The organism is Pseudomonas sp. 11/12A, from assembly GCF_000800055.1.
GTDB lineage: Bacteria > Pseudomonadota > Gammaproteobacteria > Pseudomonadales > Pseudomonadaceae > Aquipseudomonas > Aquipseudomonas mohnii.
Genome location: NZ_JUGV01000001.1, coordinates 271,201 through 284,593, shown reverse-complemented (window position 1 = coordinate 284,593; position 13,393 = coordinate 271,201). Strand labels below are relative to the sequence as shown.

Sequence of the window (13,393 nt, the reverse complement as noted above, 5' to 3'; positions counted from 1 at the left end):
CACCTACTGCTCGACGCCGGTGGACGTGACGAGCACCGGGTAGTGGCGCAGGCCCAGGCGCTGGGCCAGGTCGTCGCCGGAGGCCGGCGAGAGGGTCAGGCCGGGAGCCAGCCTACGCAGCGCCGTCAGCGCGGCCATCGACTCCACGTTGACCACCAGGCCCACGGCCTGCAGCTCGCGCAGCACCGCCTGCCGCTGCCGCAGCCAGGCGCGCGAACGCTCGTCGTCGCCGATCAGGAACAGCGCCGTCAGGCCCGGCGCCCGGATGACGCGGCGCTGCACCTCGCCCGGCGACAGTTGCGTCGAGCGCACCGGCAGCATGGCGGCTTCGGCGTCGGCCGCGTTGCCCACGCGAGGGGCCGGCATCGGGGCCGGCGGCGCGGCCTGATCCGGCTGGGGATTCAGCGACTGGTAGTACGGCAGCGCGGAGTCACCGCCGCGGTCTTCGACGACGATCAGCGGCGCGGAGGCGGTCTGGTCGAAGACGGTGGTCGTGGACAGCAGCCCGATGGCGGCGATGAGGACGATGTGGTTCATGGCGTGGTGGCCTGGAGGGTTGGAACGGGAACGCCGGAGTCGAGCACGCGGGTCAGGTGCCGATGCACACTGCGCCGGTAGCGCGCCGCGGGTGCCCCGCCGGCGGGCCGGTGGTAGCGGCCGATGGCAAGCAGCCAGTCCTCGCCCGGCGTGTGCTGTTCGCGCAGGATTTCCGCAGCGATGGCGAGGTTGCGGTACGGGTCCAGCAGCTCGCAGGGCTGCGTGTAGCGATGCGTGTGGTAGCCGAGATTGACCTGGCCGAGGCCGGCGTCGATGCGATTGGCCTGCGTGTGGGCGAGCGCACGGTGCAGCCCCGCGCAGGCCTCGGCGCGGGTGGCATAGCGCTGTGGCGAGCCGGCGACGTTGAGCGTCCACGGCCACGGGATCAGGCGCCCGCGCAGCATGGCGCCGCTCTCCTGCAAGGCCACCGCGTACAGCACCGCCGCCGGCACGTCTGCACGATGCGCCGCCATTTGATAGGCCGGCGGCGGCACTTCCCGCGCCAGGGCGGCCAACGCCCAGCCGCCGGTGGCGAGCAGCAGCGCGGCGCTGGTGCAGCGGATAGCGACGCGGGATGGCCGACGCTTCCGGCCCGGAGTACCTATTGCCGCTGCCATTGGCCGTTCACCTCGCGCACCACGGCCGGCAGATCGCCGGGCAGGCCCAGCGACAGCCAGCGCCCCGCATCGTGGTTGAGCGTGATGGTGCGGGCGCGCACCCTGGCCGGGTCGATGCCCGCCTGGGTGGCCCACTGCCGGATGCGCGCGTCGTCCTGACGGCTGCCGACCATGTAGAGATCGAAGGCTGTGCCGGCCGCTTGCAACTGCTGCACGCGCTGCGCGCACGGTGCGCAGTCGGCCTTGACGAAGATCGCCAGGCGCCCGGAGCCGGTGTTGCCGGCACCCTGCGCCTTGGCGCCGGGCAGGCTCACGCGCGGCTGGCCAGGAAACAGGCGCTGCCAGGCCGCGTCGTAGGCCCGCTGGTAGGCCAGCGTCTTGCCGACGCGCCGGGCCTCGGCCTGCACCTGCAACTCCGCGTAGCGCCTGCGCTCCTCCTCGCTGCGGGCCTCGATGCCCAGCGCGGTGAGCGGATCGAGCTGGGGCGAATAGACTCCGAGCGGCCCCTGCATCAGTTGCCGGTAACGCGCCCACTCCTCGGGGTGAAGCCCCCACTCCCGCGCCTGCCTCTCGTCGAGCGCGGCATCCGCGCCCGGCTGCACCTGGGTGGGCACCATGCGGGAGTTCGTCACCGGGGCCGGCTGGGCGGATGCGCCGAAAGCGGCGAACAGGACGACGGCAGCGAGCAACGAACGCAGGATCATGGCGACCTCCTACGGCACCGCGATGCGCTGCGTCTGGCCGTTCACCTGAAACACGCCCGCCTGCGCCTCGATGGACTGCAATTGCCAGTCGCCCTCGGCATCGCCCTCGCGCAGCAGCCGGGCGCCCGCGAGCGAGGCCGCGGCGGTGGAGGTGATCGACAGAAAGCGCTCGCCTCCCCGCAGCTCCACGCCGAGCACCCGGAACGGCGGCTCCGGCACCTTGGGTTTCGTCGCAACCGGAGCGCGCGGACGAGCGGCGGAGGCCACCTGCCGGGCCTTCTCCAGGCGGGTTTCGATTGCGTTCACGCGCGCCTGCAGCGTCTGCAGGTCGATGGCCAAGGCCCTCGCCTCCTCGGCCTCTTCGAGGCGCGTCATCCGTTCGTCCAGCGCCTGCCGCGCGGTGGCGAATTCGGCCTGGCCGATCGGCGCCGGCCGGCGCTTGTCCGCATCGGCCTGTTGTTCGAGATCGGCCACGCGCAGGCCCAGCGCCTTGACCTGCGCATCCTGTGCGCTGCCCTGGGTCTGTTCGGCGAGCCGCGACAGGCCGACGTTGTTGATGACTGCCACGGCACTGATGAGCAGCAGCCAGAAGGCCGCCGCGATCTTGAGCCAGCGCGTGCGGGAATGGCGCTCGGATGGCGCTTGGGGAAAGGTCATGGCTGCATCTCCTCGGGCCGGTCGGCGTCCGGCACGGGCGTGGCGGTGCCGGGCGGGTCAGCGGAAAGGAAGGTAGGAGCACCGTGCCGGCTGAAGCAGACCTGGCGGGTCAAGTCATCGACCGACAGCTCCCAGGCGGGGCCGGCAAGGGTCAGCAAGGCATCGCGCAGCATCAGCGGGCCCAGGCGCAGATGTGCGGCAGGCAGCGGCAGCGCGTAGAGCGTAGCGGCCTCGGCCGCATTGCAGAGCCGATAGCCGGAACGCAGCAACACGTGGCGCATGGCATCGCCCACGCTGGCATCGAGCATGGGCGGAATCGAGACCTCCACCGCCTGCTGCAAGAGATCACGCTGCGCGGGCTCCGGCACCAGCTCGACCAGGGTGTAGCGGCCGTAGCGGGCCACCGGAACGAAACCCGGCTCCGGCGCGACGGCGGTCGGCGATGCGGACGGCACCGCTGGCGCAGACGGCGCGGCGGTCGTGGCGCAGCCGGCGGCCAACAGGCTGCCGGCCAGCAAGCCAGCGGCGAGGGCCAGGCGGTGAACAGCGCGGATGGATGGTTGCATGGAGGGCGCTTCCCTGGAACACGGAGCGCTCACCATCGCCGCCGCTTGGCCTGCGGGCAGCAAACAAAACGCACTGACGCCCGCCCGAATACATGGCGGGCGGCGCCATGGACTGTCATACGCCCAAGAAAAACGGCCCCGAAGGGCCGTGGAAAGAAGCCGGCGACCCCGAGGGGCCGCCGGCATGAGCACATGGATCAGACCGTGACAAGCTGCCGTGCCAGTGCCACCTCCACCGAGTCGCCGTCCTGGTTCAGGACATCGAGTCCGGACTCGGGCACGTCGCCCGACGTGCTCTGCGACACCATGATCTTCCGGGCCATCAACCCCAGGCAGGTCATCTGCGAGGAGTTGGCGTAGCCGAGGTAGATCACGCGCACCGGCTGCTTCTGGCCGATGCGCCATGAGCGCCGGGCGGCCTGCTGCAACGAATACACGTTGTAGCCGGACTGGAGGAACACGATGGTCGGGAACTCCAGCAAGTCCAGGCCGGTTTTCACCAGCTCGGGATTGGTGATGAGCACGTCGATGCCGCGGTCCAACTGCTCGGCGATCCAGTCTTCGCGGCGGGAGGCATCCACGCTCGCGCGCAGTACCGCCACCTTGAAGCCTTCCTGCTCCAGCAGCACCTTCAAACGCGACGTGGTGTCGCGCGTGCCGGTGTAGACCGAATAGACCAGGGTCTTGCGCCCTTCTGCCTTCTCCTGCTTGCAGATCTCGATCAGCTCGCGTTCCTTGGGCATCACCTCCAGCTCGTTGAACTGAGCCGGAACGAACGCCAAGGTGTTGCGCGTGCGCGGATGCACCACGGTTTCCGACCGGAAGCAGCAGTCCGGCCAGGCCAGCAGCACGTTGAGGACTACACCGAGCAGCGTCGTGTCGCGCTTCGCCAGGGCCTGCTTCAGCTCCTGGGTCAGCCGACCCGCCAGATCGCGGTAGGCCGCGGCCTGCGCCGTGTCCATCGCGACTTCGCGGAACTCCTCGTCATAGGGCGGCAGCACGTTGCCACCGATGTCCTTCAACTTGAGGAAGACCGTGAACGGCAGGACGCAACGCAGCACGCCCTTCGGACCGAAACCCGGCGCCTTGACCGTGCGCACCGATACCTTGGTGCCCTTGGCCGTCTTGTGCGCCGTGCCAGTGCTCTCGGAATAGATGTCCTTCAAGACACCGTGATCGCGCATGAACGCCATCGCGGCCGACGTCATGTTGCCGCTCTTCGTCGGCCGGTAGCCGTCTTCGATCATCCGCCCCGGCAGGGCTCGGAACAGCAGGTGGAACAGGTCGTCGCCGTAGCCGCCCATCAGTGTGCCGGTGAGCAGCAGCGTCTTGCGCGCCTTGGCCGCCAACACCCCCATGGCCTGGCCCTGTGCGGAGCCGCCGTTCTTGTACTCGTGTGCCTCGTCGGCGATGAGCAGGTCGAACGTGCCTTGGGGAAGCTGCCTCTTGATGAACTCGGACGGCTGGTAGCCGCCCTCGCCGAAGCCGAACTCCATGTTGGCCATCGCACGTTCCATCCGATGGGCTTGCCGGTCCGAGAAGACCAGCTCGCCGTTGCCATCCATCAGGTTGATGAACTCGTGGATGTTGTCCCCGAGCATCGACGCGAGGAAGGCGTCACCGAACTTTTGCATCAGCTTCTGCGCGGTGACTTCCCCGATGGTTGGAATACGCTTCAGTGCCTTGAGCACGGTCGAGGACTGGTCGCTGGCGGACAGGCCTCTCGGACGGATCAACGACCACAGCGGTGCACGGCAGTGGCTGCACTTGCGTCGGGACTCCTCGGCTTCCAGCTCGACCGGGTTGATCGGCTCGCCGTCGAGGTCGGTGATGACATGCCCGCAATCCGGGCAGGCCCCCACGTCGCCGTGAGGCATGCGCCGCCGAACGAAGACAGGCTTCCAGTGGAACCCCATCCGCATCCGCACGCGGCCCAGGACGAAGAACTCCTGGCCCTGGGCCGGCACGCCCAACTGCTCGCGCAGTTTCAGCAGCTTGACCAGCGTGTCCGGGCCATTGAGCACCCAGACCTTGGCGCCGGCCACCGTCTCCTGGATTTCGCGCCGCCACTTGTAGACCAGGTGGGGTGGCGAGAGCACCAGGGTGCGGCGGTAGCCTTCGGCGTTGAGCACGGCGGCGGTGGCAATACCCACCGTCGTCTTGCCGCAGCCCATCTCGCCATTGACGATCGCGGCGCGTTCGCCGCGATCGACCAACAGCTCGGTGACGGCATGGACCACATCGGCTTGCGCCGGGAACAGCTTGCGCTTGAGCGCGGCGAGGATCAGTTGCCGATGCACCCGCACCTGGCCGGTGTAGACCGGAGGATTGGCGCGGTTGAGCGAATCGAGCAACTCGTCGCCGAACTCCGATAAGAAGTCCTGCAGGCTGAGCGTGAGGGGTGAAGCGGCCGCTTCGAGCAGGTCGCCCTGCACAGCGGTTTCGGGAATGGTTTCGAGATCGAGGGACATGGTGATGCTCCAAAGCAAATGGGGCATGCACCTCCCTCACGGGGCGGCGACATGCCCCTGGGGGGAAAGAAAGAAGCGGCGCGAGACCGCTGGATGGGGATCAGTATTCGCTGGGCAGCAGCAGCGTGGTGACGCTGCGATCCCATTCGGTGATGATCCAGAGCTTCAGGTTGGGCGTGACCTGGTAGGACGAGAACAGACGATCCTCGCCGGACTTCAGCGCGGCGTCGTTCTGCCGCCGATCGCTGTCGCTCAGGTCGCCCCATTCGCCATGAAGATGGCGGCGCAGGTACGGCGTGGGGTTGAGCCGGCCCTGTCGGACCAGCTCGTCGACGCCGGCGGTCATGACCACCTGCCCGGGCGAAAAGCGTGCTTGTGACGCGAGGTTGAGGACTGCGAGTGCCATGGTGGCTTCTCCTTCTGGAAGAAGGGGCCACGGCACCCCATCGGGGCGACGTGACCCCGGTGGGTGGATGAAAGCGACGGCGAACCGTCAGGGAACAGCGATCAGCGGATGGTCAGCACTTCGCCCCACGTGGGCGAGCCCAGCGTCAAGTCCCATGCACGAATGACCGGCACGAACTTGTCGGTGAGGATGCGCGTCTCGGCCACGGAGCCGTCGTCGCGTTCGGTGTATTCCGTCTGGAGGGTCTTCTCCTTGTGGGTATCACCTTTGACGACGAGCACGCGCCCGCTCTTGGACTTCACTACGCCGGAGATCGCGCCTGCGGCCAGAGCCAGGGCGAGATGCCAGTGCGACAAGGCCCGCGCGGGCGGACGCAGCGATTGCTGCGCGGCGCCCAGGTGGGTATCGAGCGCCGGCCAGAGTCCTTGCAGCCGGCCGACTTCATCGGCGAACTGCTCGGGCTCCATCGTCACGCGATAGAAGTGCTCCGGCTCGGCCGGGCTGGCAGGGACGGTGTACGGCAGGAACGGCCATTCGAGCGGCAGTTCCTCGGCTTCGGCGTCACCCTGTCCGATCTGCAGCAGCAGACCGCGCACGGCTTTGACCGACTCCGACGCCTGGTCGCGTTGACGAATCCTGCGACCGAAGATCACTACCTGCTTGAACTGCGTTTCCACCGCACGGTAGATGCGCAGGTCGGCGAAGTGGCGCGTCAGCCATCCGACCAGCTCGGCGTCGAGCACGTAGTGCGGCACGATGAAGACCAGCACGCCACCGTACTGCAGCAGCGGCAGCGCGCGCTGATAGAACAACTTTTCCAGCCGCGCACGGCCCTGGCCCTGATAGCCGATGTTGCCGTTCACGTCCTTGCTCAGGTCGCCATACGGCGGGTTCAGCCACAGCAGCCCGAAGGACTGGCGCGAGATCAGCGTGTCCATCAGGTCACCGTGGATGCAGCGATCGACCAGTTGCCGTGCGTGGCGGGCACGCTCGGCGTCGTACTCGACGGCGAAGGCCTGGACCTGCTCGCGCCCGAGGGCGTGGGCGGCTTCGGCGATCGCCACGCCTTCGCCGGCGCAGGGATCGAGGAGGGACATGGCGCCGGGACACGGCGCCAGTGCGGACAAGGCCCGCTCCAGCGTCGGCTCGTCGGTGGGGAAGTAGCCGTTACGAATGAAATTGCGCGCCAGGCGCGGAAACATGAGTGCCATGGATTTCTCCTGATGATGGATGAGGGAAGGCGGGCACGCGCGGCGCGCATGCCCGTGGGATGGCTCACGCCACACGCCGAAGCGGTGCGTTCGCGGCCAGTTCGTACTGCGCGGCGCCAAGGGTGCCGTTGCGGATCAGCTCGCCCAGCGCCTTCGTCAGCGCCGGGACATCGAGGGCCAGCCGATGGCCTTCCAGCGGCCCGAGGGCCAAGGGAAGACCGGTCAGCATCCGTCGTGTCTGCAACAGCTCCAGCACGGTGTCGCGCCAGTGGTCGAGCAGTGGCAGCGGGCAGGTGTCCTGCACCAGCGTCCACAGCCGGTCGAGCCGGTGAGCGGAATCCCTGGGCAGAAGCGCCAGCGCGCTGGCGTTGGCCTTGTCTGGCTTCACGCAGCGACGATCGAACAGCCACACATTCGTCAGCGAACCGAACAGCGTTCGCCGATAGGCGCGGGTGATGCGCTTTTCCAGGTTCTCGACGTTGCCGACGAAGACCGGGATGGATGCGCCCCGCTCGGTGATGACGTGGAATTGGTCCAGCCCCTGTTCATCCCGGCTGAGGGTCAGGCGGGCGAGGAACTCCTGAACGGCGGTGTCGCGCGCCCAGATCGAGAGAAAGACGAGATTGCCCTGCTCGTCACCGACGCAACCGTCGGCCATGAGGTCGGGGCATTCGTCGATGCGGTACAGCGGTTTCGCGGAAGAAGGTGCAGGCATGGTGATGTCCTCTTGGAAAAGAAGGAGCAACCACAGCCCGCGGGGCCGTGCTCGCCCCGGTTGGGTGAAGGAAGATGCGTGCCGCTAGACGGTGCGTCCTGCGTGGAAGCGGTGAACCCGCTCGCGCCACTCGGAGCTTTGCACCGGCGCCATGTCGAGATAGCGCAGCGGGCACGAGTAGTAGTACGGATGCGCGGACTCATCGAGGGACTTGTAGCCCCAATCGCCGCCCGAGCTTTCCAGCAGGTGGCAGCCGATGTAGCAGACGGACTCACCGGCCGCGAGGCCCATGACGCCCGCCTGCCTGGCGGTGACGCGAACCACGGTCCACAGAACGTCGCCGTCCAGCGTGTGGTCGATGACTTCGCAGCAAGCGCGTTCGGACGCCTGCGGAGCGATCAGCTCGCGGATCAACTGATCGCGCGTCTGACGCACGAAGGTCCAGCCCATGAAGGTCTCCTTGAAGAAATGGCCGGAGCCCTCCCCATCGGGCGAGAACCCCGGCGGGTGGCGGAATGCCGCGCAAGGCGGCGGATGGATCAGGCAGCTTTGAGGTGCCAGTCCTGGGACAACGGAGCGAACTCGTAGCCAAGCTTGTCGAGACGGTCGCGCTGCTGACGCAGCACACGACGATCCACGGTCGCATCGAGCTTCACGGTCTCGCCCAGGGGCCACAAGGCGCCGAACAGCGCCGCGTCGTCTGCCTCGGCCGAGGCCGCAGCGGACACGGGAGCCGGTTCGCTGCCGAACGGCGTGGTATCGACCAGGGAATCGCGCGGACTGCGCGGCTTCGCCTTCGGCTTGGCCGGGGGCGTTGCCGGCACGGGCGCCTGCTCTTCCTCGTCGATCGGATCGACTTCCTGCGGACTCAGCCGGCGGGCTTCGTCGCGGCTCAGGGCGTCGATGTTGGACAGCGTCATCCCGCCCAGATGGGCGCGGATCTCGATGACCATGCGGCCGTTGGCGTTGTACGTGGAGGGGCGAATCTCGACGATGACGAAATCACCGTCGTACTTGCCCTCGTGGTACTGATCGAGTTCGGCGTTCTTCACGACGAACTCGCCGATCGAGGTCGCCAGTCGGCCGACGTTGAAGTCACCGTTGCGGCCGTGGATGGTCTTGATGGCCAGTTGGCCGGGGATGGTGATCATGAAGGTCTCCCTGCGGACGAAGAGAAGACAAGGCCCCGGGGATGGGGCCTTGCGGATCAGAACGACTCTGCAACGGCCAATGCGGGGGCATCGGCAGCGTCGTCGGCAGCATCGGCGACGGGCTTGGAAGGCTCCGGTGCCGGGGCTTGCTGCGCGGCGGGCGCGTCGGACGTCACAGGGACTTCCGGGGCGCGCTCGTCGGTCTCGGTCGGCTTGGGTTCGGCCTTGTAGACGAGCTTGCCGTCGACCTTGATCCAACTGACGAACAGCAGGCGGGCCTTGAGGCTCACACCCTGCTCGCCGGCACGCTCCCCCTTGGAGTAGGTGAAGGTGTCGGTCCACAGGTCGCTCAGGCGGAAGCCGATCATCACCTTCTTCTCGGCGTCGACCGCCTGAATGCAGCGGCGTACCAGGTGCTGCGCTTCCGATCCCGATACGCGCGTGTCGAAACGCACATACGAGACGTCATCGCTGGGACCGTTCAAGGCCGCGATGTCGCAGGCCAGGAACGCATCGCCTTTCTTGGGCTTCACTTCGCGGATGCGATTGAGATACCCGAGGCCGGTGATGTGCAGATCGAAGTAGGACTTTTCGTTGGAAGTGGTCATGGTGAATCTCCCGGGAACAATGAGGCGGAGACACACCCGACCCAAGGCGGGGAAGGTGTGGAACCCCCGCGTGGGTTGATGGAACAGCTTGGTGGCATCGCCATCGAGAACCGATGGCCGTTCGCGCATGGATGCCGGTGCGAACTGGAGGGTGATCAACGCGGTCGGAACCGCGTCGCAGCCTTGAAGATCGTGGCTGCCTGGGCATGTCGCTGACGGACGTCAGCGGAACATGGCCGGAAGCGTCGCGGCGAGACGGCGCGCAGGCGAGCGGCAATCGGCACTCGCGGCTGTCCGCATTGCCGGGAAGAAAGAGGCCCCCGGAGCGGGGACCAGGGATGGGCGGTCAGTTGCCGCTGGGCGTGGGAGGAACCGCCTGCATCGACAGGTGTGTCGCGGTGGCGGACACGTCGAGGTCGTCATCGCTGTGCAGGATGCGCGCAAACACGCCCTCCTGCGGATCGAAGAACTCGCCGAAGTCGTCGCCACCGAACTCGGCGCGCGCCAGCTCCCACCAGTCATCGAACGCATCGACATCCGGGTTGCAGCCGGCGGCATAGGCGATGGTCTTCTGGCGACCATCGGGTCGGCGCTCGCCGCGCTCGGCCAGGAAGTACACGCCGTGATCCTTGACCAGGATGACGCGGCATTGATTCGCCACCGCTTCGGCGAGCACGGGCCGCAGCTCCGTGCCTTTGAATCGAACAGTCATGGGTGTGGTCTCCAGGGAGGCAGGAAGAGGCTTCCCGCCGCAAGGGCGGGAAGCTGCTGGGAGGTCAGTGCCGGACAGCCTTGCGACTCGACAGGCACTGCACGCGGATGCGTCTCCAGCTTCCGTCGTCGATCAGCCGTTCCAGCGTCTCGCCGAGGGTGTCGAAGAACACCTCATCGACCCGTTCAATCAGCTCGCCGTCGCGGCGCAGCTCCACCGCGTAGAGGTCGAGGCCACGCTCATACAGCACGGTGACGCAACCCTGGAACTTCATCGTGGCGACGGTGAAGCCGATGGCCGGTGGCGAGCGGATGATGTCGGTGGGCAGCGGATCGACCCAGGTGATGTCCCGCGCACCGGCATCCACCAGCATGTGGGTGATGCTCCGGAAGCCGTCGGGAGCGGGCAACTGCTCCAGTTGGTCGACCAGTTCCTGCAGCTCGGGGCAGCGCGGCTCGGGGATCGGCAGCTTCGCCGGTGCGGACCCGAGCACGAACCGCTTCACCGTGTAGGGCTGGCCGTCGGCGGTGAACTCGGTTTGCTCCTCGGGCGTGTCCGCCCGCTGACCGTCGAAGCGGCGTCTGACATAGGGTTCGATCTGCACCTTGGCGCCCTCGTGGGGCACTTCGGTCACGAGGGTGCGATCGAGCACCGCGAACTCGGCCCGTCCCGTCTTGACGACGATGGCCTCGTCGGTGGTGGCGATGACCTTGCCCTCGAAAGGCTTCGGGTCGATGTGAAAGCCCAGCGTCGAAACCTTGGGCTGGCCGTCGAAGATGTTGAACTTGAACGAACGGACGTTGGAAGGCACATGACCGACGACGAGTGTCGGCATCTGTGCGCGGATGGCTTGGGTATCCATGGGGAGACTCCTTGTGGCAACCAAGGGACTCCCGCCCGCAAAGGAGGTCTGTCCCTTGAGGGTGAGGTGGATGGACGCGGGTGCGCCCGGAGAACGAAGCAACCAGCACGGCGAACCGCGCCGCAGTCTTGAAAGTCTCGACTGCCTGGGCATGCTGCCGGCAACGCCAGCGAACATGCTGGCCAGCGTGCAGCACATGGCGGCGGCCGTCCGTTGGGAATCGGCAATGCGCCGGCACCGCGTTCCGCGAAAAAGAAGAGCCCCGACGTGGGGGCTCGAATGGGTTGCGGGTTACTCGTCGTCGTAGAGCGTCAGCCCGTCCAGCACGGGCGCGTCGGCATCGAACACCAACATGCGAACGTCAGCGAGCGCAGCCAGGTGCAACACTTCCACGAGGGACTCCGGCACGCCCTTGGCCCGGTGCTCCTGCCGCAGCTCTTCGGCGGTGATGCCCTCGACATGCTGCAGGTTCGCATCCGTCCAGGGCGTGGCGATCAGCTTCACGCCGACCGCCGGGCTGTAGGGAATGCGGAAGGCCACGAACAAAAAACCGCTCGGCGTGGCGATGTCCGCCAGTTCGGCGAGGAAGCGGCCGGCCTCCTCGGTGATGTGCGCCGAACTGATTTCCCAAGCACGGCTGTAGAAGCCGGTCTCGAAGCGCAGGCGGCGTACCACCTCGCGCGCGGCTTCCTCGGAGTAGGTATCGCCGACGTGCAGCGGCTGGCCGGCTTCTTCGGCCATGACGGCGTAGACGAGGTTTCGGGCGATACCGTGGCTGGGGCACTGCGCGTCCAGCTCGGGCGGCACGTTCTGGCCCTCGGTGATCAGCGCGAAGTCGTCGCAGAAGACGCAAGCATGGCGCTCGACCTGGCTGTCCGGCAGGTGCGACTGCGAGACGTGCAGCGGCAGATAGCTCAGCGGGCAGTCGTCGTCGTAGGAAATCGCCAGCAGCCGCTGCACGGACAGGCCATCGTAGCCGCGGACGAAGGTTTTTTTGGAGTGAGACATGGGATTCCTCCAGCAGAGGATGGCCGAGGCAATCCCCTGCCGGGGATTGAACCCCAGCGAGTGGATGAAGTGGCAACCGGTCAGCCGGCCGCGGCGTCGGGCCGCCCTGGTGGCGGGCGGTGCAGGTCAGTGGAAAATGGTGATTCGGGACATGGCCGCTCCTGCGAAAGGAAGGAGGGAAATGGCCCCGAACGGGGACGCATGTCCCTCGTGGGGTGGGATGACAGGACGGTGGGTTGCGAGGCGCGGCTCACCAGCCGTTGTAGTGCAGCGTGAGGTCAGCGATGACCTGACGCCGTTCCAGATCGAGGCCGCCGAAGTCGGACAGCCCCTCGAAGCCGCAACGCTTGAGCATCGCGCCGCCCTCGCGGGAGTTGTAGAAGCTCACCATCGCGGACACGAACATGCGTTGACCGTTGCTCAGCACACCCAGGGCGTCGTTGAGCATCAGCATGTTGGGCCGCAGGTCCCACTTGGTGGTGGCACGCTGCAGACCTTCGCGTGTGCCGTCGCCGAACCACTCGTGGCCGGCGATCTGCGCGCCGCGCTTCCAGGCCTCGAAGAAGGCTTGCGGTGCAGTGTCGAAGTGCGCCTGTTCCAGCGCCATCTGATCGAGCACGTCTTCGGGTAAAGACAGATTCATGAGAGAACTCCTTGAAGGGTGGGAATCAGGGGTGAGCGCGCTGTGTCCAGGCATGGGTATCCAGGGCGCGCTGTGCTGCGAGGTGGTTCGGGAAATACTCGACGGACTCCCGCGATACCGGGCCTTCGTCGTCTTGTGTGCCGATGTAGTGGCCGGCCGCACTGCGCAGCACCTGTAGCGGCAAACGCTTGCCGGTCCAGGTCAGCGCCAGCGCACCACTGCGCGCTGCGGTTGCAGAGGAAGATGCGGAAGGTTCAGACATGCCGTGCTCCTTGCTGGGTCGGGGAGCACGCATCCCGCAGGGGATGGGGTTCCCCTCGGGTGGTTGAGAAAAGTGCATCGTCGCCAGGCCGGCGAGCGTCCGCGGTGGGCGATGCGAAGCGGACTGGATCGGTCAACGCGGCGAACCGCGTTGCAGTCTTGAAGACCGAGACTGCCAGGGCATGCCGCTGACGACTGTCAGCAACGCATGGCGTGAGGATGGGCGCGAAGCATGGCTGCCGTCGCAGGGAAAACCGAATCGCG

General features: G+C 67.1%; 17 protein-coding genes. All 17 read right to left on the bottom strand.

Features of this window, described 5'->3' with window-relative positions:
• Positions 1-3: 3 nt before the first annotated feature.
• The 17 genes from GQ39_RS01355 to GQ39_RS01275 all read right to left on the bottom strand — a co-directional run bounded on the left by GQ39_RS01355 (position 4) and on the right by GQ39_RS01275 (position 13,130).
• Entirely contained in the window at positions 4-537 is a 534-nt protein-coding gene (locus GQ39_RS01355; RefSeq protein ID WP_047526664.1) for an integrating conjugative element protein, read from the bottom strand.
• Positions 534-1,154: a lytic transglycosylase gene (locus GQ39_RS01350; protein WP_047526662.1), complete on the bottom strand. Its 621-nt coding sequence runs from the start codon at positions 1,152-1,154 to the stop codon at positions 534-536. The genes GQ39_RS01355 and GQ39_RS01350 overlap by 4 nt, the downstream gene beginning before the upstream one ends.
• Positions 1,139-1,858 carry a TIGR03759 family integrating conjugative element protein gene (locus GQ39_RS01345; RefSeq protein ID WP_047526661.1) on the bottom strand — a complete coding sequence of 240 codons (720 nt, stop codon included), beginning with the start codon at positions 1,856-1,858 and terminating at the stop codon, positions 1,139-1,141. Before GQ39_RS01345 ends, GQ39_RS01350 begins: the two co-directional genes overlap by 16 nt.
• Positions 1,859-1,867: 9 nt before the next feature.
• The gene (locus GQ39_RS01340; protein WP_047526658.1) at positions 1,868-2,515 is read right to left on the bottom strand and encodes a hypothetical protein; all 648 of its coding nucleotides are present in this window, start codon (positions 2,513-2,515) and stop codon (positions 1,868-1,870) included.
• Positions 2,512-3,081: a PFGI-1 class ICE element type IV pilus protein PilL2 gene (gene pilL2 / locus GQ39_RS01335; RefSeq protein ID WP_047526657.1), complete on the bottom strand. Its 570-nt coding sequence runs from the start codon at positions 3,079-3,081 to the stop codon at positions 2,512-2,514. Before pilL2 ends, GQ39_RS01340 begins: the two co-directional genes overlap by 4 nt.
• A gap of 197 nt (positions 3,082-3,278) precedes the next feature.
• A complete protein-coding gene (locus tag GQ39_RS01330; protein WP_047526656.1) occupies positions 3,279-5,552 on the bottom strand; it encodes a helicase-related protein in 2,274 nt (757 codons plus the stop codon).
• Between the two features lie 100 nt (positions 5,553-5,652).
• Positions 5,653-5,958, bottom strand: coding sequence for a hypothetical protein (locus GQ39_RS01325; RefSeq protein ID WP_024537150.1), 306 nt, complete (start codon positions 5,956-5,958; stop codon positions 5,653-5,655).
• A 101-nt stretch (positions 5,959-6,059) separates the two neighbouring features.
• Positions 6,060-7,169, bottom strand: coding sequence for a DUF6094 domain-containing protein (locus GQ39_RS01320; protein ID WP_047526653.1), 1,110 nt, complete (start codon positions 7,167-7,169; stop codon positions 6,060-6,062).
• 64 nt (positions 7,170-7,233) lie between these two features.
• Positions 7,234-7,884 (bottom strand): hypothetical protein, encoded by a 651-nt coding sequence (locus tag GQ39_RS01315; RefSeq protein WP_047526651.1) that lies wholly within the window; start codon positions 7,882-7,884, stop codon positions 7,234-7,236.
• A gap of 84 nt (positions 7,885-7,968) precedes the next feature.
• Positions 7,969-8,334, bottom strand: coding sequence for a hypothetical protein (locus GQ39_RS01310; protein ID WP_023093149.1), 366 nt, complete (start codon positions 8,332-8,334; stop codon positions 7,969-7,971).
• Between the two features lie 89 nt (positions 8,335-8,423).
• Positions 8,424-9,035, bottom strand: coding sequence for a DUF3275 family protein (locus GQ39_RS01305; protein ID WP_047526645.1), 612 nt, complete (start codon positions 9,033-9,035; stop codon positions 8,424-8,426).
• A 56-nt stretch (positions 9,036-9,091) separates the two neighbouring features.
• Positions 9,092-9,643, bottom strand: coding sequence for an STY4534 family ICE replication protein (locus GQ39_RS01300; protein WP_047526643.1), 552 nt, complete (start codon positions 9,641-9,643; stop codon positions 9,092-9,094).
• A 346-nt stretch (positions 9,644-9,989) separates the two neighbouring features.
• Positions 9,990-10,355: a DUF3085 domain-containing protein gene (locus tag GQ39_RS01295; RefSeq protein ID WP_047526641.1), complete on the bottom strand. Its 366-nt coding sequence runs from the start codon at positions 10,353-10,355 to the stop codon at positions 9,990-9,992.
• Between the two features lie 64 nt (positions 10,356-10,419).
• Positions 10,420-11,217 carry a hypothetical protein gene (locus tag GQ39_RS01290; RefSeq protein WP_047526640.1) on the bottom strand — a complete coding sequence of 266 codons (798 nt, stop codon included), beginning with the start codon at positions 11,215-11,217 and terminating at the stop codon, positions 10,420-10,422.
• Positions 11,218-11,508: 291 nt separating this feature from the next.
• Positions 11,509-12,225, bottom strand: a complete 717-nt coding sequence (locus GQ39_RS01285; RefSeq protein ID WP_047526638.1) for a DUF5983 family protein — start codon at positions 12,223-12,225, stop codon at positions 11,509-11,511.
• A 250-nt stretch (positions 12,226-12,475) separates the two neighbouring features.
• Entirely contained in the window at positions 12,476-12,868 is a 393-nt protein-coding gene (locus GQ39_RS01280; protein ID WP_047526637.1) for a hypothetical protein, read from the bottom strand.
• A 25-nt stretch (positions 12,869-12,893) separates the two neighbouring features.
• Entirely contained in the window at positions 12,894-13,130 is a 237-nt protein-coding gene (locus GQ39_RS01275) for a hypothetical protein (protein WP_047526636.1), read from the bottom strand.
• Positions 13,131-13,393: the final 263 nt, after the last annotated feature.